We start from the raw sequence: 17,940 nt of genomic DNA, 5'->3' as shown, positions 1-17,940 counted from the left end.
TAGAGATCAAGTGTTCGGCGCGGAGGGGTCCGGCGTCCAAGACGTGGCTGCTACCGGCTGATAGGTGCGGCCGATCAACCGAGGTCGAGGCCTGGTCCGGCGTCTAGACGGACGAGTCGCGAGGTTTCGGTGAAGGCGCGGATGATCAGCGGCACCGGCTCGGTCGCCAAGGTGACCAGCGCGATGGTCGCGGTCACCGGATCGCGCGGCCGCAGTACCCGCGCACCCGCCGGTGGCCGCGTCGCGCGCAGCCAGGACTCGGGCACGATCGTGGCCCAGCGTCCGGTGGCGACCTGACCGAACAGGGTCGCCACCGAATCGGTCTCCAGTCGCGGGTCGGCCGTGAGCCCGTGACCGGCCAGCGCGTCGTCGATCAGCTCGCGCCCGCGCATCCCCGGACGCAGCAGGCACAGCGGCAGTTCCACCACCTCGGCCCAGTCGACCGATGCGGTCGCACCGGTCAGCAGTCCCTCCGCGGCGAGCACGACATGGTCCTCGGAGTACAACGGCGTCACGGTCACGTCCGGCGAATCTCGGCCGTCGGGATAGACCAGTCCCGCATCGAGCTCGAAGCGCCGCAGCCGGTCGACGATGTCGGCCGACTCCAAGCCGGTGTCCACCCGCACCCGCACCAGCGGGTTGTCCGCGCAGAACGGATCGGTGAGCCGGGCGACGGTGGCCGCGGCCGCGGGAATCACCCCCAGCCGCAGCTCACCGGTCAGACCGGTCTGCAGGGCCACGACCTCCTGCTGCAGCGCATCGCGATCGGCCAGGATCCGGCGGGCCCACAGCACCAGCCGCTCCCCTTCGGGAGTGAGCCCCTCGAAGGTGCGCGCCCGCTTGACCAGCGGCACCTTCAGCTCATGCTCGAGCTTGCGGATCGCCTCCGACAATGCCGGTTGCGACACGTAGCAGGCGGCGGCGGCTCGCGCGAAATGACGCTCCCGGGCGAGGGCGACGAAGTACTCGAGCTGCCGGAACAACATGACCACATTCGATCACGGCCGCGGCGGAGTCCTAGGGATTCGGGTCGCCGTAGGCGGCGGCGATGTCCTCGGAGGAGACCCAGCCGGAATAGGTCGGGGACTGCGGCCACCCGGCCGGCGAGTCCTGCCACTCTTCCCGGCGTCCGTAGGGGAGCAGGTCGATGAGGGGGAAGGTATGGGCGATCTGTTCCACCCCGCGGCCATTGGTGTGCCAGGTGCGGTAGACGGTATCGCCGTCGCGCAGAAAGACATTCACGCCGAAGCCGCCGCCGGGCGGTGCGTCGACGTCGCTGCCGAAGGTGCTGTTCGCCGTTGAGTACCAAGGCATCTGGTTGCCGACCCGGCGCTTGTAGGCGAGCGCCTCGTCGATCGGGCCCTGGGTGATGATGACGAAGCGGGCGTCGTAGTTGTCGAGGAAGTTGAAGCGGGTGAACTGGGCGGTGAATCCGGTGCAGCCGGGGCAGTGCCATTCCTTGCCCTCGAACCACATGTGGTTGTACACGATCAGCTGGGATCTGCCGTCGAAGATCTCGGCGAGGGTGATCGGGCCGTCCTCGCCTTCGAGGGTGTAGGTCGGGAGTTCGACCATGGGGAGGTGGCGGCGCTGGGCGGCGATGGCGTCCAGCTCACGGGTGGTGGCCTTCTCGCGGATGCGCAGGGCTTCGAGTTCTTTGCGCCAGGTGGCGGCGTCGACGATCGGTGGCAAGGGCTGGGTGCTCACGGAGGTCCTCCTGACCGGCTCACAGATTGCGTGCTGACAGTGAGGACGGGATCAGCGCGCGGAATTCATCGGTGTGGCCGAAGTCAGTTGGAGCGGTTGGCGTAATCGTGGGGGAGTCTGCCCGGGGGGCGGTCGATGACGGTGTCGTCATCGGGGCTGCGGGCCTCCAGAAACGTGATGTGCCCGGTGGCCGCGACCATGGTCTGGGGGTAGGCGGGCCCGCGGTTACGGGCGGCGGTGATCTCCGGGATGTTGTCCTCGTAGCGGCCCAGGGTGAATTCGGGGTAGTCGAGCATCCACTGCGGGTAGCAGATGGTGGTGTGGACCCGGCGCTCGGTGAGCCAGGCGATGACCACGGTGACCGTACCGGTCGGTTCCACCCAGGCGAGTTTGAACAGGTCGTCGCCGAGCTGGACGATCTTCGCCGGTTGCGCGGTGGACCAGCGGCCGAACATGGGACCCATCAGGCACCGGAACGCGACGGTCTGGGGATTACGGACGTACAGCTCGTACTTCCAGCCGTTCTCGTACGTGTAGATCAGGTGCTGCCCGACGATGCCCGTCAGGTCGCCGGCCCAGGCCGGTACGGTGGCGGCTTCCTCGGCGCTCATCGTGAACTCCTCTCGGCCGACCTGCGTCGAGCCCCGGGTGATCTCCGCCAGCCTATCCGCTGATCACACCGTTTCGAGGAAACCGAAGGGTGTTCCCGGTCGCGCGCTCAGTTGGCCGCCCACGGGCACCCGGACCAGCGGCAGCACACGCCGACCCTCGCGGGGGAGACGCGGCGCGCACAGCTCGACGAGGAGGTCTTCGGCTCGGTCCCCGCTCTGGCCGTGCTGGACGACCGGCAGTGGCGTGAGCTGTACGCGCTTCTGGAACTTGTAGCGTCTCAATAGGATCCGGCTGTTCCGAGCTTCAGCCGGGCGGTGCCGCCGGAATCGACGGCACCGCGGCCGCATTCAGCTCGCCGGTGTCGCCGGAGGTGCGGTGAGCAGGCCCTCCGCCGCTCCGACCGCGGCGCCGACCCCTGCGCCCAGCGCCGCGAACGGTGCGGCGACCATGGCGTAGCCGACCGCCGCGCCGAACACCGGAACGATCACCAGACCGATCGGTGCGAACGGCAAGCCGGCGACCAGACCCGCGACCACCCCGATGAGCGCGCCGGTCGCGGCGATCGGGCTCACGGCGGTGGCGCCGACGCTCGCGCCGATGAGGGAGTCGGTGATCACGGTCTTCGCCGTGTGCGTGGCCCGGGCATGGTCGACTCCGGCCGCTTCCAGGGCTTGCGTCAGCACCGATTCCGCGCTCGCCGAGGTGTCGTTGATCTGCTGGGTCTGCTCGGGCGTGAGGAAGAAGGGCTGGTCGAGCTTCATGGTGCCGATCCGGATCGACGAATCCGGGATGGGGGTGACGGGTTGGACGGCCGGGGCCGGCTCTTCGGCGAGAGCGGGTGCGGTACTCAGCAGGGACAGGGACAGGGGAAGTGCTCCGGCGACGGCATAGGCGGCCGCGCGCCGAAATGCCGGACGAACCGGACTTTTGGCCTGATGAAGGCCCATAAGAAACCTCATTCCGATGCATCGATGTCTGTCGCATCAGGATTCGAAGCCGGAGCCGGTTCGGATATGTCTCTGCCCCAATTTGCTGAAGATATGCCAGCGGGCTTCGGGGTGAACCCGGCAATCCGGGAATGGGCATGGCAGAATCGAATTCGAATTCGCCTGGTCAGAACGTCGTCGATTACTGCGTAGGAGATTCGGATATGAAATTCGCTCGTCGGTCGGCCGTTGCCGGAACGGTGCTCGCCGCCTGTGGATTGGCGGCCATCGGGACGGCCGCGGCCGACACCGTCACCATTCCCTTCCAGATCGACGCCGCGCCCTACGGAAACCCGAACGGCAGTTTCGACGCCTTCCCCGCCCGCTGCGCGGCGGTGCTCGGCGGACAGCCCGGGGCCGTGGTGGTCACCGGCGCCAAGTCCGGTGGCTGGGGCTGCTTCGTGTCCACGCCGGTCAACTGGATCAACCTGTCGACGGGGGCGACCGGGGTGGCGATGCTGTCCGACGGCCTGAACGGAATCCCGTCGGCCGCAACGATCGACACCGGCCCCGGCCGGGTGGCCCTGATGCTCGCGCCCGGCGGCACTTACACCCCCGGATTCGCGACATTCACCGTGCAATAACGCGCCCGCACCGAACCGGCTAGTACGGTCCTGAATTCGTTGGTCTGAATCACCTGCGTGACGAGCGAATGAGGATCCGTTGCGGGGGAAGATTGCCCGGAGCCTGCTGCGGGATGGATCGGCACTGGTCGCGGTCTGCGCGGCCGCCGGTCCGGCCCACGCGGATTCGGCGAATGCGGATGGGCCGCTGGATAGTTGCGCGCAGCTCGCACTGCCCGGGGTGGTTGGCCGGCGGCGTCGCGCTTACTGGAGATCGTCCGACAGGGCGGCGGCGACCTCCGCCAGCAGCGGCGCGGCGCGCTCGACGAGTTCTTCGGTCATTCGGCCGACGGGGCCCGATACCGAAATGGCGAGTCGGGCGGGGGCTTTCGGGACGGCGACCGCCACGCACCGCACTCCCAGTTCCTGCTCGCCTTCGTCCATGGCGTAGCCGGTTCGGGCGGCCTGGTCGAGCTGGCGGGCGAACTCCTCCGGGTCGGTGATGGTGGTGTCGGTGTAGCGGGGCATTCCGGTGCGCCGCAACAACTCCCGGGTCAGGTCCGGCGGGGATCCGGCCAGGATCGCCTTGCCGACCGCGGTGCAATGGGGGAGGACGCGGCGGCCCACCTCGGTGAACATGCGCATGGAGTGGCGCGACTGTACCTGTGCCACATAGACGATCTGGTCGCCGTCGAGCATGGCCATGTTCGCGGATTCGCCGAGCTCGTCGACCAGCCGCGCCAGGTGCGGGCGCGCGAGGACGGACAGCATCTGGGAGGAGCTCTCGCCGAGTTTGATCAGCTTGGGTCCGAGCACGTATTTGCGGGACGGCTCCTGGTGCAGGTAGCCCAGATCGACCAGGGTGCGGACCAGGCGGTGGATGGTGGGCAGCGGCAGCCCGGATTCGGTGGCCAGCTGGGACAGGCCCATCATGCCGCCCTCGTCGGCCATGAGTTCCAGCAGCCCGAACGCGCGCTCGATGGATTGCACACCCCCGGAACTGCCCTTCGGCTGCTTCGCTGCGGGCACCCCGGTCCTCCTTAGTTTTTCCGAATGCCGGAATAGTAGCCTGGGGCGCATGCGGCTACGCGCGGAGTTCACGACCGAACCGTTCCACGGCGAAGGGGAGGCCCCGCCGCATGCCCTGGCGGCGCTCGAGCTCGCCGAATCGGCCGGTCTGGAATGCGATTTCGGTCCGCTCGGCACCTCGGTGGCCGGGTCGGACGAGCGGCTGCTGCCGGTGCTGGGCGAGATCATGGTGACCGCCTTCGCGCACGGCGCCACCCGGGTGACCATGCAGGTCGAGCAGGATGACTGAACATTCGCCCGTGGACGCGTCGCACCCGGTCCTGGTGACCCTCGCGCCCCTGCTGGAGAAGACCGGCGGCCGTCTGGTGTCCGCCGGTGAGGCCGCCGCCGACGACGTCCCGCTGGTCTGGCAGGGCGAGACGCTGGCCTGCGTGCGTTTCGGTCAGCCGGAGGCCGACACCCTGGGCGGCCTGGAACGGCTGCTCGACGAGGTGGCCGGTGAATTGGGCGGCCCGCTCGCCGGGCTGCCGCGCGCCGAGAAGCAGCGTGCCGTGCGATTGCTTGAGGAGCGCGGCGCGTTCACCTTCCGCAAGTCCGCGGAGACCGTGGCGGCGGCGCTGGGCGTCACCCGCTTCACCGTCTACAACTACCTCAACCGCGAGCGCGCCTGACCGGTCCCGCGGCTCGGGTCATGGCGCTGACCGGGGATCTCTGTATATCTTCAACGAACTGTTGACGACCAGTGTGGCCCATGCCACTCTTCTCGGCTAGCGGAATGACCCTTCCGCGATCCGAGAGAGGCTGCGTTCCCATGGAAACAGAAGCGCCAGAACGACATCCGGTCGACGTCATCCCGCCGCCCTGGCAGCTGGTCGCCGGCGGCCTGCAGCACATCGCCGCCATGGTCGCCGGAGTCGTGGCGCCCCCGCTGATCGTCGGCGCGGCCGTCGGGCTGGGGACCAGCGACACGGTCCTGCTCATCACCGCGAGCCTGTTCACCGCGGGCCTGGCCACCCTGCTGCAGTCGCTGGGCTGGTGGAAGTTCGGCGCGCGGCTGCCGCTGATCAATGGCGGCTCCTTCGCCGCGGTCGGCCCGATCCTGGCCATCGCCAAGGACGCCGCGCCGGGGGAGGCGCTGCCGGTGATCTTCGGCGCGACCCTGGTGGCGGGCATGCTGGCGGTGTTCGCCGCGCCGTATTTCTCACGGCTGCACCGGTTCTTCCCGCCGATCGTGGGCGGAACCGTCATCTCGCTGATCGGGTTGTCGCTGCTGCCGGTCGCGCTGGGCTGGATCAGCGGCGCGGGGGAGGGTGCGATGGGGGAGGCGCACGTGCCGTTGAAGAACCTCCTCGTCGCCGCGATCGCCCTGGTCGTGGTGCTGTTGTGTCATCGATTCCTGAAAGGGTTCGGTCGGCAGCTCGCTCTGCTGATCGGGTTGGTCGCCGGGTCCTTGGCGGGATGGCCACTGGGACTGCTGGATACGGGCCCGGTGCGCTCCAGCGCGCTGGTCGGCTTCATTCCGCCTTGGCATTTCGGCGTTCCGCAGTTCCAGATCGGCGCGATCGTCTCGCTGTGCATCGTCATGCTCGTGGTGATGACCGAATCGACCGCGACCATGATGGCGCTCGGCGAGATCGTGGACCGGCCCGCGGAGGAGCACCACATAGCGGGCGGTCTGCGGGCCGCCGGACTGGGCACCGTGCTGGCCTCGGTGATGGGCGGATTCGCGTGCGGCGCTTTCGCGCAGAACGTCGGTCTGGTCGCGCTGACCAGGATGTACAGCCGTTTCGTGGTGGCCGCCAGCGGTGCGCTGCTGGTGCTGCTCGGGCTCTTCCCGGTGGCGAGCGCGGTGGTCGAGCTGGTGCCCAAACCGGCGCTGGGCGGGACGGGACTGGTGTTGTTCGGGACCGTGGCGGCCAGTGGCATCCGTACCCTCGCCAAGGCCGATCTCGGCGACCCGATCAATTCGCTCATCGTGGGCGTCTCGCTGTTCGTCGGGATGACCCCGACGGTCGCCCCTTCGTTCTATGCCGGTCTGCCGGGTCCGGTGTCGATCATCATGGCGTCCGGAATCAGCGCGGGCTGCCTGACGGCCCTGGTGCTGCATCAGCTGTTCCGCTCGCGCACGACCCCCGCTCTGGCCCCCTCGGCCTGAGCCGAACCAGTGCTCTGACCTGCGGCCCGTGTATATATTCAACAAACTGTTGACGAGTTGTTGTGGCCCGTGACACTCTTCTCGAGTGGCGGAATCACCCTTCCGTCATCCGAGAGAGGTAGCGCCGATGGTGACGTTGAGCGAATTCAATTCGACAGCCGGTGAACGACTCCGGCCGGATCTGCTGACCTGCTGCGACGTGCCCGAATGGGCCGACGCCGTGCTGGCGGACCGGCCCTACGCCGATATCGACGGCGTGCTCGCCCGAGCCGACGAACTGGCCGCCGGACTGTCCGGCGCCGACGTGGACCATGCCCTGGCCGCGCACCCCCGGATCGGCGAGCGGGTCGCCGGCACCGGCACCGGATCGGCGTGGTCGCGCCAGGAACAGGCCGGGGTCGGGCAGGACGTGGCCGTCGCCGCTCAGCTGCTGGACGGAAACCGCGCCTACGAGAAGCGATTCGGCCGGGTCTTCCTGATCTGCGCTACCGGCCTGTCGGCCGAGCAGATCCTCACGAACCTGCACGAGCGCCTCGCCAACGACGATGCCGCCGAGGCGGCCGTGGTGGCCGGAGAATTGCGCAAGATCGCCGTCCTGCGCCTGCGAAAGGTCTTCGAACAATGAGCACCATTACGACGCACATCCTGGATTCCGCGCTCGGCAAGCCCGCCGCGGGCGTCCCGGTCCGGCTGGAACACCTCGGCCCCGAGACCCGGGTGCTGGCCGAGGGCAAGACCGATGACGACGGCCGCGTCCGCGACCTCGGCCCCGAGGGGCTGGAGGCGGGGAACTACCGGCTCACCTTCGACATCGAGTCCTATTCCGCCGCAACCCGACAGACCTACTTCTATCCCACGGTGTCGATCACGTTCACCGTGGCGGGCGAGCCGGGCGAGCACTACCACGTGCCCCTGCTGATGAGCCCCTTCGCCTATTCCACCTATCGAGGAAGCTGAACCCCTATGGCAATCAAGCTGGGACAGAACCAGTACGGCAAGGCCGAGAACCGGGTCGTGCGCGTCTACCGCGACACTCCGCGCCACCAGATCCGCGACCTGAACGTCTCCTCGGCGCTGCGCGGCGACTTCGCCGACGCCCACATCACCGGCGATCAGGGCGACGTACTGCCGACCGACACCCAGAAGAACACCGCCTTCTCCTTCGCCAAGGAGAAGGGCGTGCACTCCATCGAGGAGTTCGGTCTCACCCTCGCCGACCACTTCATCTCCCGCGCCCCCACCGCCACCGGCGCGCGCGTCGAGATCGAGGAATACGCCTGGGACCGCATCGAGGTCGACGGCTCCGGCCACGACCACTCGTTCGTGAAGTCCGGTCAGGGCATCCGCACCACCGTGGTGAACGTCGACGGCGTCGGCCCGGATCGGGTGGCGCACGTGGTATCCGGCGTCCGCGACCTGACCCTGCTCAAGACCACGGGCTCGGAGTTCCACGGCTTCTTCAAGGACAAGTACACCACCCTGCGGCCGACCAACGACCGCATCATGGCGACCTCGCTGGTGGCCAAGTGGCGCTACAACCACACCGACGTCGACTGGGACAAGACCTACGACGCCATCCTCAAGACCATCCTGCGGCAGTTCGCCGTGGTGCACTCCCTCGCGCTGCAGCAGACCCTGTACTCCATGGGCCGCGCCGTGCTCGAGCAGTTCACCGAGGTCGCCGAGATCCGTTTCTCCGCACCGAACAAGCACCACTTCCTGGTGGACCTGAGCCCGTTCAATGTCGAGAACCCGGGCGAGGTCTTCATCGCCGCGGATCGCCCTTACGGCCTCATCGAGGCCACCGTCGAGCGCGACGACGCTCGTGAGTCCGGCAACGCCTGGCTCGCCACCCCCGGCTTTTGCTGACCAGGCAGAGCCTGATTCCCCTCTTCCTGATCTAGGAGGTGCGGCGATGGGTGATGACCAGAGCCGCGTGTCAGTGACCGTCACCCGACCCGAGGATGCGCGACATTCGGTGGGGCAGTTGGCGATCTACGGAACTCAACACATTCTCACGATGTACGGCGGAGTGATCGCGCCGCCGCTGATCGTCGGCGGTGCGGCCGGGCTCTCGGTGTCGGACATGGCGCTGCTGGTGACAGCGGGCCTGTTCGTCTCCGGCCTGGCGACCCTGCTCCAGACCCTGGGCATCGGGCCGATCGGCTCCAGATTGCCCATTGTGCAAGGCATTTCGTTCGCGAGCGTCTCGACGATGGTGACCATCGCGAGCGACGGCGGACTCCGGCCGGTGTTCGGGGCGATCATAGTCGCCGGCTTGATCGGCCTGGTGTTGTCCAGCTTCTTCGCCAAGCTGGTGCGCCTGTTCCCGGCGGTGGTGACCGGGACGATCATCACGGTGATCGGACTCTCGTTGCTGCCCACCGCGTTCCGGTGGGCGATGGGCAACAATCCGAAGGCCGCCGACTACGGATCGGTGGGCAATATCGGCTTCGCCGGGCTCACGCTGCTCATCATCCTGGTGATCAGCCGGGTGTTCCAGGGCGCGATCTCGCGGCTGTCGATCCTGCTGGGTCTGGCGGTCGGCACGGTCCTCGCCCTGCTCACCCATCACGCCGACTTCGGTGCGGTGAGCACGGCGAAAATCGTCGCGCTGCCGCCGATCCTGCACTTCGGCGGGCCGACCTTCGAGGTCGGGGCGATCGTGTCCATGACCATCGTGGTGCTGGTGATCATGACCGAGACCACCGCCGACATCCTCGCCATCGGCGAGATCGTCGGCACCGAGGTGGATTCGGCGCGGGTGGCGGCCGGCCTGCGGGCCGACATGCTGTCCACCACGGTCGCGCCGGTGTTCGGCAGCTTCCCGTGCAGCGCCTTCGCGCAGAACGTGGGGCTGGTGGCGCTGACCGGCATCAAGAGCCGATTCGTGGTCGCCGCAGGCGGTTTGGTGCTGGTGCTGCTGGGCCTGTTCCCGGTGGTGGGCGCGGTGGTGGCCGGGATTCCGTATCCGGTGCTGGGCGGCGCGGGCATCGTGCTGTTCGGATCGGTGGCGGCGAGCGGTATCCGCACGCTGGCGCGGGTGGATTTCACCGACAACCTGAACATGGTCATCGTCGCGGTGGCCCTGGGTGTCGGCCTGATTCCCATTGCGGCGCCGACGTTCTGGGACAAGTTCCCGACCTGGCTCGGGGTGATCATGCACTCCGGGATCAGTGCCACCGCCGTGGTGGCGATCGTGTTGAACCTGGTGTTCAACGAGATCACGCGCGGAAACAAGGCGGGCGCTTCGGTATTCGCCGCGGTCGAGGATCGGAAGGACGATCTGGGCGAACGCCTGGACGACGACATCCGCGACTGAGTCGAGTGGGATCCGCGCTCGATTCCGCAACTTCGTATATTTCCCGCTCTACCGGCCGGTAGCTCCCGGAACTCTCTTGACGGGCTTGTTCCGGGAGCTCTAGCATTTTCATATCCCGAAAAAATATTTCCGCATTATGGAAAACAGCGGAGAACCTGCGGGAACGACTGGAGGGATTCCTGATGACCCACACGCTGAACTACGCCGTGAACTGCTCGCTGCTGTTCACCGAGCTGCCCGTCCTGGAGCGCCCGGAAGCCGTGCGCCAGGCCGGATTCGACGCCATCGAGTTCTGGTGGCCGTTCGCCGAGGCGGTCCCGTCCGACAAGGATGTGGACGCCTTCGTGACCGCGGTCCAGAACGCGGGCGTGCAGCTGATCGGCCTGAACTTCTTCGCCGGTGACATGCCGGGCGGCGACCGCGGCCTGGTCTCCTGGCCGGCTCGCGCGGCGGAGTTCAAGGACAACATCGACGTCACCGTGGGCATCGGAGAACGCCTGGGCACCAAGGCTTTCAACGCTCTCTACGGCAACCGCGTCGAAGCCGCCACCGCCGAGCAGCAGGACGAGCTGGCTGTCGAGAACCTCTCCGCCGCAGCGCTGGCCGCCGCCCGCATCGGGGCCACCGTGCTGGTCGAACCCGCCTCCGGCGCACCGCGTTACCCGCTGCTGACCGCCGCCGACGGTCTCGCCGTCATCGACAAGGTGCAGGCGCATTCCGGGGTATCGAACATCGGCCTGCTCGCCGACCTCTACCACCTCGCCGTCAACGGCGACGACGTGGACAAGGTGATCACCGAGCACACCGACCGCATCGCCCACGTGCAGATCGCCGACAACCCGGGCCGCAACGAGCCCGGCACCGGTGAACTCCAGCTCGAGCTCCAGCTCACCGACCTCGCGTCGCGCGGCTACCGGGGCTGGGTCGGCCTCGAGTACAAGCCTTCCGGCCGTTCCGAGGACGCCTTCGAATGGCTGCCGCGCGAGCGCCGCGCCGCCAAGTAGACCGAAAACTTTTGACATTCACCGACTTAGGGAACAGATCATGACCAACATCGCTTTCATCGGCCTCGGCATCATGGGCAGCCCGATGGCCGTCCACCTGCAGAACGCCGGCCACGCCGTCAAGGGCTTCGACCGCAACCCGGCCCAGGCGCAGCCGCTGGTGGACGCGGGCGGCCGGGCCGTCACCTCCATCGCCGACGCCGTGCGCGGCGCGGACGTCATCGCCGTGATGGTGCCGGACTCCCCGCACGTGCAGGAAGTCCTGGCCGGGGAGAAGGGCGTTTTCGAGACCGCCGAGCCCGGCGCGCTGATCATCGACTTCTCGTCCATCCGCCCGGACGTCACCCAGGAGCTGGCCAAGCAGGCCGCCGAGCGCGGCTTCCGGCTGCTCGACGCCCCCGTCTCCGGTGGTGAGCCGGGCGCGGTCAACGCCACCCTGTCCATCATGGTCGGCGGTTCGGCCGAGGACTTCGCCTCCGCCCAGCCGCTTTTCGACAAGGTCGGCAAGACCGTCGTGCACGTGGGCACAAATGGCGCGGGCCAGACCGTGAAGGCTGCCAACCAGCTGATCGTGGCCACCAATATCCAGGCCGTGGCCGAGGCCGTGGTCTTCCTCGAGGCCTACGGCGTCGAGCTGGGCCCGGCGCTGGACGTGCTCGGCGGCGGCCTGGCCGGTTCGGCCGTGCTGAACCAGAAGCGCGACAAGATGATCAACCGCGAGTTCGCGCCCGGCTTCCGCATCGACCTGCACCACAAGGACATGGGCATCTTCACCACCGCCGCCCGCGAGGCCGGTCTGGTGACCCCGGCCGGCTCGCTGATCGCGCAGCTGGTCGCCTCGGCCCGCGCCAACGGCGACGGCCACCTGGACCACTCTGCCCTGCTGCGCGGCGTGGAGCGCCTGAGCGGCGCCCTGGACAAGGAGAACTGAGCATGGCGCGCATGCGCACCGTCGACGCGGCGGTCCTGATCCTGGAGAAGGAAGGGGCCACACAGGCTTTCGGCCTGCCCGGCGCCGCGATCAACCCCTTCTACAGCGCCATGAAGGCGCACGGCGGGATCAAGCACGTGCTGGCCCGCCACGTCGAGGCCGCCTCGCACATGGCCGAGGGCTACACCCGGGCCCGGCCCGGCAATATCGGTGTCTGCATCGGCACCTCGGGGCCCGCGGGCACCGACATGGTGACCGGCCTGTACGCCGCCTCCGCGGATTCCATTCCGATCCTGTGCATCACGGGCCAGGCGCCCGTGGCCAAGCTGCACAAGGAGGACTTCCAGGCCGTCGACATCGCCTCCATCGCCAAGCCGCTGGCCAAGTGGGCGCACACGGTGCTCGAGCCCGCGCAGGTGCCGGGCGCGTTCCAGAAGGCGTTCTGGCTCATGCGCGAAGGCCGTCCGGGCCCGGTGCTGCTGGACCTGCCGATCGACGTGCAGCTGGCCGAGATCGAGTTCGACATCGAGACCTACGAGCCGCTGCCGGTCGTGCGCCCCGCCGCCACCCCGGCGCAGGCCGCCAAGGTGCTGGCGATGCTCAACGCCGCGCAGCGTCCGCTGATCATCGCGGGCGGCGGCGTCATCAATGCCGACGCCGACGCGCTGCTGGTGAAGTTCGCCGAGCTGACCGGTGTTCCGGTGGTCCCGACCCTGATGGGCTGGGGCTCGATTCCGGACGACCACGAGCTGAACGCGGGCATGGTGGGTCTGCAGACCTCCCACATCTACGGCAACGAGTCGCTGCTGGCCGCGGACTTCGTGCTGGGCATCGGCAATCGGTGGGCCAACCGCCACACCGGTGCGCTCGACGTCTACACCAAGGACCGCACCTTCGTGCACGTCGACATCGAGCCGACCCAGATCGGCCGGGTCTTCGCGCCCGACTACGGGGTCGTCTCCGATGCCGGCGCCGCGCTGGAGCAGTTCATCGCGGTCGCCGAATCCCTCGACCAGGTGGGCGGTCTGACCGACCACAGCGCGTGGGTCGGGCAGGTGCGCGCCAAGCGCGCGACCGGTCAGCGCAAGACGCACTTCGAGAACGTGCCGCTGAAGCCGGCGCGCGTGTACGAGGAGATGAACAAGGCCTTCGGCCCAGAGACCCGCTACGTCACCACCATCGGTCTGTCGCAGATCCAGGCGTCGCAGATGCTGCACGTGTACAAGCCGCGGCACTGGATCAACGCCGGTCAGGCCGGGCCGCTGGGCTGGACCCTGCCCGCCGCGCTGGGTGTGGCCACCGCGGTCGGGGACGAGCCGGTGGTGGCGCTCTCGGGCGACTACGACTTCCAGTTCCTGATCGAGGAATTGGCCGTCGGCGCGCAGTTCAACATCCCGTACATCCATGTGCTGGTGAACAACTCGTACCTGGGCCTGATCCGTCAGGCGCAGCGGGCGTTCGACATGGACTACTACGTGCAGCTGGACTTCGAGAACATCAACTCGCCCGAGGTCAACGGCTACGGCGTAGACCACGTCAAGGTCGCGGAAGGCCTGGGCTGCAAAGCGATTCGCGTCTTCGAGCCGCAGGACATCGGTCCCGCGTTCGAGAAGGCCAAATCGCTGATGGCCGAGTACAAGGTGCCCGTCGTGGTCGAGTGCATTCTCGAGCGGGTCACCAATGTGTCCATGGGCGCGGCCGGGATCGACGCGATCACGGAGTTCGAGGAACTGGCCTCCGCCTTCGCGGACGCCCCGACCGCCACCGTTCCGCTGGACTAGAGGATTCCCATGGCTCGTGTGCTGATCGCCTCCGACAAGTTCAAGGGCTCGCTGACCGCGGCGCAGGTCGGGGCCGCCGTGCGAGCCGGAATCCGGCGCGGGCGACCCGACGCCTCGGTGGCGGTGGTGCCCGTCGCCGACGGCGGTGACGGCACCGTCGCCGCCGCCCTCGCGGCCGGGTTCGACGCGGTCCCGCTGACCGCGTCGGGCCCGACCGGGGAACCGGTGCTGACGGCCTACGCCCGCCGCGGCGATCTCGCCGTCGTGGAAATGGCCGACGTGTCGGGACTGGTGCGGCTGCCCGAAGGCCGTCCGCACCCCATGACCGCCACCAGCCGGGGCACCGGCGAGGTGATGGCGGCGGCGGTGGCGGCCGGCTGCCGCCGCATCGTGCTCGGGATCGGCGGCAGCGCCGGAACCGACGGCGGCGCAGGACTGTTGGAGGCGCTCGGCGCCCTGCTGCTGGACGACGAGGGGCGACCCATCGGCGACGGCGGGGCGGCGCTCACCCGGGTGCACTCCATCGACCTGACCGCCCTGCGTGAGCGGATGGACGGCGTCGAGGTCATCGTGGCCTGCGACGTCGACAATCCGCTCACCGGGCCCTCCGGGGCCGCCGCGGTCTACGGACCGCAGAAGGGCGCCGATCCGGCCCAGGTCGCCGAGTTGGACGCCGCGCTCGGGCAGTGGGCGCGACGGCTGGCCGACGAACTCGGGTCGGATCGGCGCGACGTGGCGGGGGCCGGCGCCGCGGGGGGCGTCGGATTCGCCGCGCTCGCGGTGCTCGGCGCGACCCTGCGGCCCGGCATCGAATTGATGCTGGAACTGGTCGGTTTCGACGAACGGCTGGCCGGGGTGGACCTGGTCGTCACCGGTGAGGGCAAGCTCGACGAGCAGACCCTGCACGGCAAGGCGCCCGCCGGCGTCGCCGCGGCCGCGCGGGCCGCGGGGGTGCCCGTGATCGCGGTGTGCGGCCGGAACACCTTGCCGCCGGAGCGTTTTCACGCGGCCGGTTTCGCCGCGGTGTACTCGCTGCTCGAGATCGAGCCCGACGAGCAGCGCTGCCTGAGCGCCGGGTTGATGTTGTTGCAGCAGTTGGGCGTTCGCATCGCGGACGAATATCTGCCGGGCGGCCGCCGCGTGACCGCCACGGTATCCGAGCAGTCCGGAGGCGACGCGTGAAACTCCTGCGAGTAGGACCCAAGGGGTCCGAGCGGCCCGCGGCCATCGATGATCACGGCGTGCTGCGCGACGTGTCCGCGGTGACCGCCGACGTCGACGGGGCGCTGCTGGGCGATCCGGTCGCGCTCGGTGCGATCCTCGGGGCGCTGGCCTCCGGCACGCTGCCCGAGGTGGACCCCGCCGCGCGTATCGGGGCGCCGATCACCCGGCCCGGCAAGGTGATCGGCGTCGGCCTCAACTACACCGACCACGCCGCCGCCATCGGCGCGGCCATCCCGGAACGGCCCGTCGTCTTCCTCAAGCCCGGCACCACGGTGAGCGGTCCCTACGACGCCATCGAACTGCCGCGTGACAGCGCCACCACCGACCACGAGGTGGAGCTGGGCGTGGTGATCGGCCGCCGCCTGCGCGACTGCCCCGACGCCGCCACCGCGCTGGGGGCGGTGGGCGGCTACGTCACCGCCAACGACGTCACCGAACGCGATGGCATCGCGGGCGAACCGACCTGGGTGAAGGGCAAGTCCTTCGACACCTTCACCCCCATCGGGCCGTGGCTGGTCACACCCGACGAGATCGCCGAGCCGCAGGCGCTGAGCCTGCAGTTGTGGGTGAACGGTGAACAGCGGCAGGCGGGTTCGACCGGCGACATGGTGGCCGGGGTCGGCGAGGTGCTGCGTTACCTGAGCACGCTGATGACCCTGGAACCCGGCGATCTGGTGCTCACCGGCACGCCCGCGGGCGTCGCGGTCGGCCGCCCGGAGCCGAAACCCTATCTGCGCGACGGCGATGTCGTCGTCGTGGAGGTGGCCGGACTGGGCCGGCAGCAGACCCTCGCCACCGGGGTGCGCGGCTGAACCCGCTGCGGTGACAGACTTCCCGCGACGACGCCGGACGCGCTGCTGGGGCGCTGACCACGTCGCCACGGGATGATTCGAACGGCCCGGTCGCTGTGGAGACCGGGCCGTTCGGCCTTTCCGGGTCAGGACTTGTTGCCGCCCAGGCTGAATCGCACACCCGCCGGATCGGCGACCGCCGCCAGCCGGCCGTACGGGGTGTCCTCCGGCGGGCGCACCACGCTGCCGCCCAGCTCCTGCACCTTCCGCACCGACGCGTCCACATCCTCGACACCGAAGTAGACCGTCCAATAGCCGGGCACGCTCGGCGGCAGGAAGCCCGAGGAATCCATCACGCCACCCAGCATCGGGCTCACGGAATGGATGGTGGTATAGCGGAATTCGGGGGTGTCGGCGATCGTGAACGGGTCCTGCCAGCCGAACGCCTCGCGGTAGAACTTCAGCGCGTCGTCATAGCCGCGGGTGTGCAGTTCGAACCACGACGGCGCACCCACATGGCCCTCCCAGTGCCCGTCGCCGACGAGGCCGCGCTGCTCGAAACCGGTCATGGCGCCCGGCTCCCACACGCCGATGCCGACGCCGCCGTTGTCGCCGAACACCCCGAACTTCCCGAGGTCGGACACCGGCATCACCGGCACCACGGTCATGCCGCCCGCCGCGGTCACCTTCTCGGCCGTCTTCTCGGCATCGGTGCTGGCCAGGTACACCATCCACTGGCTCGGGCCGCTCGAGCCGTCACTGGCCATCCCGCCCGCCACGGCCTTGCCGTCCTTGCGGAAGGTGATGTAGTTCCCGTGCTCCGGCGCGATCTCGGCCGTCCAGCCGAGCAATTCGCCGTAGAAGGCGATCGCGCCCTCGGGGTCGGTGGTGAAGATATCGGTCCAGATCGGATCGCCGGGCTGCGTTGTGTACGACATGGTCAACTCCTCGAATCGGTGTTCGCTCGGTGTTTCGGCCGCTGCGAATGGAGACGACGTTCGGCACCGGAAATCATCGCCGCCGCTCCCGCGCGAGGCGGGGATGGCGGGAAACGGCGTGTCAGCCGGGACGACGGTCGACGCCCGCGGGTACGTTCGATGTGCTTGCCGCTCATTTGCTTCGGTCATCGATCCGGGTAGGAGGCCGCATGAGTTCGGTCATCGATGACGCGCCCTTCACCTCCTTCCACGCACGGCTCGCGGTGGCGTGCTCGGGCGGGCCGCTGCTCGACGGCTACATCCTCAGCATCGTGGGCACCGCGCTCATCGGCATGAACGCCGAGCTGGACCTGACCACCCGCGACACCCAGCTGATCGGGGCCGCCGCCCTGATCGGGATGTTCGTCGGCGGCGCGCTGTTCGGCGTGCTCACAGCGCGGGACGCTGCTCGGATTCCAGATCGTGGCCTGGTACCTGGGCTCGGTGCTGGCCTATGTGGTCGGCTATCTGCTGCTGACCTTCGGCGGCAACGGCAGCTGGCGCTGGCAGCTCGCGAGCGGCGCGGTGCTGTGCGCGTTCTTCCTGATCATCCGGCAGAGCACCGCGCCCGAATCACCACGGTGGCTGGCCCAGCACGGCAAACAGGACAAGGCCGCCGCCATGATCGAGCAGTACCTGCACGTACGGGTCGATCCGGCCACCCTGGTCGAGGCGGGCGCGGAGGGACATCCGCTGGACCATCTCGGGATGGGGCCGACGTTCCTGTTCGCCGCGGTGGTCACCGCCGTCGGTTTCCTGATCTGCCTGTGGGGCGCGCCCGAGACCAAGGGGCGCGATCTGGAAGCGGCGGCCATGGTCGCGGCATGACAACTGTCATGGCCGGGAGGTGATGGTTGG

Annotated in this window: 21 protein-coding genes; 15 read left to right on the top strand and 6 right to left on the bottom strand. The window is 68.8% G+C overall.

The window, feature by feature from the left end; translation table 11 throughout:
- Positions 1–74: 74 nt before the first annotated feature.
- From ACQP06_RS27560 to ACQP06_RS27550, 3 genes are all read right to left on the bottom strand, one after another.
- Complete coding sequence (locus ACQP06_RS27560; RefSeq protein ID WP_433667395.1) at positions 75–986, bottom strand: LysR family transcriptional regulator; 912 nt, start codon at positions 984–986, stop codon at positions 75–77.
- A gap of 31 nt (positions 987–1,017) precedes the next feature.
- Positions 1,018–1,707, bottom strand: a complete 690-nt coding sequence (locus ACQP06_RS27555; protein ID WP_433667393.1) for a DUF899 domain-containing protein — start codon at positions 1,705–1,707, stop codon at positions 1,018–1,020.
- 83 nt (positions 1,708–1,790) lie between these two features.
- Positions 1,791–2,318, bottom strand: a complete 528-nt coding sequence (locus ACQP06_RS27550; protein ID WP_433667391.1) for a phenolic acid decarboxylase — start codon at positions 2,316–2,318, stop codon at positions 1,791–1,793.
- Between the two features lie 111 nt (positions 2,319–2,429).
- Between ACQP06_RS27550 and ACQP06_RS27545 the strand changes: the two genes are divergently transcribed.
- Positions 2,430–2,603, top strand: a complete 174-nt coding sequence (locus tag ACQP06_RS27545) for a hypothetical protein (RefSeq protein WP_433667389.1) — start codon at positions 2,430–2,432, stop codon at positions 2,601–2,603.
- A gap of 63 nt (positions 2,604–2,666) precedes the next feature.
- Here ACQP06_RS27545 and ACQP06_RS27540 read toward each other — a convergent pair whose 3' ends face one another.
- Positions 2,667–3,266 carry a hypothetical protein gene (locus tag ACQP06_RS27540; protein ID WP_433667387.1) on the bottom strand — a complete coding sequence of 200 codons (600 nt, stop codon included), beginning with the start codon at positions 3,264–3,266 and terminating at the stop codon, positions 2,667–2,669.
- A gap of 203 nt (positions 3,267–3,469) precedes the next feature.
- On the opposite strand from ACQP06_RS27540, the gene ACQP06_RS27535 reads away from it, so the two are divergent.
- The gene (locus ACQP06_RS27535; RefSeq protein ID WP_433667385.1) at positions 3,470–3,889 is read left to right on the top strand and encodes a hypothetical protein; all 420 of its coding nucleotides are present in this window, start codon (positions 3,470–3,472) and stop codon (positions 3,887–3,889) included.
- Positions 3,890–4,132: 243 nt separating this feature from the next.
- Here the strand turns inward: ACQP06_RS27535 and ACQP06_RS27530 are convergent, their stop codons facing one another.
- The gene (locus ACQP06_RS27530; RefSeq protein WP_433667383.1) at positions 4,133–4,897 is read right to left on the bottom strand and encodes an IclR family transcriptional regulator; all 765 of its coding nucleotides are present in this window, start codon (positions 4,895–4,897) and stop codon (positions 4,133–4,135) included.
- Between the two features lie 49 nt (positions 4,898–4,946).
- Here ACQP06_RS27530 and ACQP06_RS27525 point away from each other — a divergent pair, with 49 nt between their 5' ends.
- The 12 genes from ACQP06_RS27525 (at position 4,947) to ACQP06_RS27470 (ending at position 16,126) form a co-directional block, all read left to right on the top strand.
- The gene (locus tag ACQP06_RS27525) at positions 4,947–5,186 is read left to right on the top strand and encodes a thiamine-binding protein (protein ID WP_213559929.1); all 240 of its coding nucleotides are present in this window, start codon (positions 4,947–4,949) and stop codon (positions 5,184–5,186) included.
- The gene (locus tag ACQP06_RS27520) at positions 5,179–5,568 is read left to right on the top strand and encodes a helix-turn-helix domain-containing protein (protein WP_433667381.1); all 390 of its coding nucleotides are present in this window, start codon (positions 5,179–5,181) and stop codon (positions 5,566–5,568) included. The genes ACQP06_RS27525 and ACQP06_RS27520 overlap by 8 nt, the downstream gene beginning before the upstream one ends.
- A 140-nt stretch (positions 5,569–5,708) precedes the next feature.
- Entirely contained in the window at positions 5,709–7,052 is a 1,344-nt protein-coding gene (locus ACQP06_RS27515) for a nucleobase:cation symporter-2 family protein (RefSeq protein WP_433667379.1), read from the top strand.
- Between the two features lie 127 nt (positions 7,053–7,179).
- The gene (gene uraD / locus ACQP06_RS27510; RefSeq protein ID WP_433667378.1) at positions 7,180–7,677 is read left to right on the top strand and encodes a 2-oxo-4-hydroxy-4-carboxy-5-ureidoimidazoline decarboxylase; all 498 of its coding nucleotides are present in this window, start codon (positions 7,180–7,182) and stop codon (positions 7,675–7,677) included.
- Positions 7,674–8,009: a hydroxyisourate hydrolase gene (gene uraH / locus ACQP06_RS27505; RefSeq protein ID WP_433667376.1), complete on the top strand. Its 336-nt coding sequence runs from the start codon at positions 7,674–7,676 to the stop codon at positions 8,007–8,009. The genes uraD and uraH overlap by 4 nt, the downstream gene beginning before the upstream one ends.
- 6 nt (positions 8,010–8,015) lie before the next feature.
- Positions 8,016–8,921 carry a factor-independent urate hydroxylase gene (gene pucL / locus ACQP06_RS27500; RefSeq protein WP_433667374.1) on the top strand — a complete coding sequence of 302 codons (906 nt, stop codon included), beginning with the start codon at positions 8,016–8,018 and terminating at the stop codon, positions 8,919–8,921.
- A gap of 46 nt (positions 8,922–8,967) precedes the next feature.
- The gene (locus ACQP06_RS27495; protein ID WP_433667372.1) at positions 8,968–10,374 is read left to right on the top strand and encodes a nucleobase:cation symporter-2 family protein; all 1,407 of its coding nucleotides are present in this window, start codon (positions 8,968–8,970) and stop codon (positions 10,372–10,374) included.
- A gap of 182 nt (positions 10,375–10,556) precedes the next feature.
- A complete protein-coding gene (locus ACQP06_RS27490; RefSeq protein ID WP_433667370.1) occupies positions 10,557–11,378 on the top strand; it encodes a hydroxypyruvate isomerase family protein in 822 nt (273 codons plus the stop codon).
- A 40-nt stretch (positions 11,379–11,418) separates the two neighbouring features.
- A complete protein-coding gene (locus ACQP06_RS27485; protein WP_433667369.1) occupies positions 11,419–12,309 on the top strand; it encodes a 2-hydroxy-3-oxopropionate reductase in 891 nt (296 codons plus the stop codon).
- Between the two features lie 2 nt (positions 12,310–12,311).
- Positions 12,312–14,090 (top strand): glyoxylate carboligase, encoded by a 1,779-nt coding sequence (gcl, locus tag ACQP06_RS27480; RefSeq protein WP_433667367.1) that lies wholly within the window; start codon positions 12,312–12,314, stop codon positions 14,088–14,090.
- Between the two features lie 9 nt (positions 14,091–14,099).
- Entirely contained in the window at positions 14,100–15,272 is a 1,173-nt protein-coding gene (locus tag ACQP06_RS27475; RefSeq protein WP_433667365.1) for a glycerate kinase, read from the top strand.
- A complete protein-coding gene (locus tag ACQP06_RS27470; RefSeq protein ID WP_433667363.1) occupies positions 15,269–16,126 on the top strand; it encodes a fumarylacetoacetate hydrolase family protein in 858 nt (285 codons plus the stop codon). Before ACQP06_RS27475 ends, ACQP06_RS27470 begins: the two co-directional genes overlap by 4 nt.
- Positions 16,127–16,251: 125 nt before the next feature.
- Here ACQP06_RS27470 and ACQP06_RS27465 read toward each other — a convergent pair whose 3' ends face one another.
- Positions 16,252–17,043, bottom strand: a complete 792-nt coding sequence (locus tag ACQP06_RS27465; RefSeq protein ID WP_433667361.1) for a VOC family protein — start codon at positions 17,041–17,043, stop codon at positions 16,252–16,254.
- A gap of 444 nt (positions 17,044–17,487) precedes the next feature.
- On the opposite strand from ACQP06_RS27465, the gene ACQP06_RS27460 reads away from it, so the two are divergent.
- A complete protein-coding gene (locus ACQP06_RS27460) occupies positions 17,488–17,910 on the top strand; it encodes an MFS transporter (protein WP_433673442.1) in 423 nt (140 codons plus the stop codon).
- The last annotated feature ends 30 nt before the right edge of the window (positions 17,911–17,940 follow it).

The sequence above is a fragment of the Nocardia sp. CA-136227 genome, from assembly GCF_050955695.1.
In the GTDB taxonomy this organism is placed as follows: domain Bacteria; phylum Actinomycetota; class Actinomycetes; order Mycobacteriales; family Mycobacteriaceae; genus Nocardia.
Note: the sequence above shows the minus strand (reverse complement) of the source record. Positions and strands in the feature narration are given on the sequence as shown.

Coding starts and splice junctions, on each gene's coding strand:
- ACQP06_RS27465 (WP_433667361.1), bottom strand. CDS start 17,043: ATGTCGTACACAACGCAGCCCGGCGATCCGATCTGGACCGATATCTTC.
- pucL (WP_433667374.1), top strand. CDS start 8,016: ATGGCAATCAAGCTGGGACAGAACCAGTACGGCAAGGCCGAGAACCGG.
- ACQP06_RS27475 (WP_433667365.1), top strand. CDS start 14,100: ATGGCTCGTGTGCTGATCGCCTCCGACAAGTTCAAGGGCTCGCTGACC.
- ACQP06_RS27525 (WP_213559929.1), top strand. CDS start 4,947: ATGCGGCTACGCGCGGAGTTCACGACCGAACCGTTCCACGGCGAAGGG.
- ACQP06_RS27495 (WP_433667372.1), top strand. CDS start 8,968: ATGGGTGATGACCAGAGCCGCGTGTCAGTGACCGTCACCCGACCCGAG.
- ACQP06_RS27540 (WP_433667387.1), bottom strand. CDS start 3,266: ATGGGCCTTCATCAGGCCAAAAGTCCGGTTCGTCCGGCATTTCGGCGC.
- ACQP06_RS27490 (WP_433667370.1), top strand. CDS start 10,557: ATGACCCACACGCTGAACTACGCCGTGAACTGCTCGCTGCTGTTCACC.
- ACQP06_RS27550 (WP_433667391.1), bottom strand. CDS start 2,318: ATGAGCGCCGAGGAAGCCGCCACCGTACCGGCCTGGGCCGGCGACCTG.
- gcl (WP_433667367.1), top strand. CDS start 12,312: ATGGCGCGCATGCGCACCGTCGACGCGGCGGTCCTGATCCTGGAGAAG.
- ACQP06_RS27560 (WP_433667395.1), bottom strand. CDS start 986: ATGTTGTTCCGGCAGCTCGAGTACTTCGTCGCCCTCGCCCGGGAGCGT.
- ACQP06_RS27535 (WP_433667385.1), top strand. CDS start 3,470: ATGAAATTCGCTCGTCGGTCGGCCGTTGCCGGAACGGTGCTCGCCGCC.
- ACQP06_RS27485 (WP_433667369.1), top strand. CDS start 11,419: ATGACCAACATCGCTTTCATCGGCCTCGGCATCATGGGCAGCCCGATG.
- ACQP06_RS27515 (WP_433667379.1), top strand. CDS start 5,709: ATGGAAACAGAAGCGCCAGAACGACATCCGGTCGACGTCATCCCGCCG.
- uraD (WP_433667378.1), top strand. CDS start 7,180: ATGGTGACGTTGAGCGAATTCAATTCGACAGCCGGTGAACGACTCCGG.
- ACQP06_RS27520 (WP_433667381.1), top strand. CDS start 5,179: ATGACTGAACATTCGCCCGTGGACGCGTCGCACCCGGTCCTGGTGACC.
- uraH (WP_433667376.1), top strand. CDS start 7,674: ATGAGCACCATTACGACGCACATCCTGGATTCCGCGCTCGGCAAGCCC.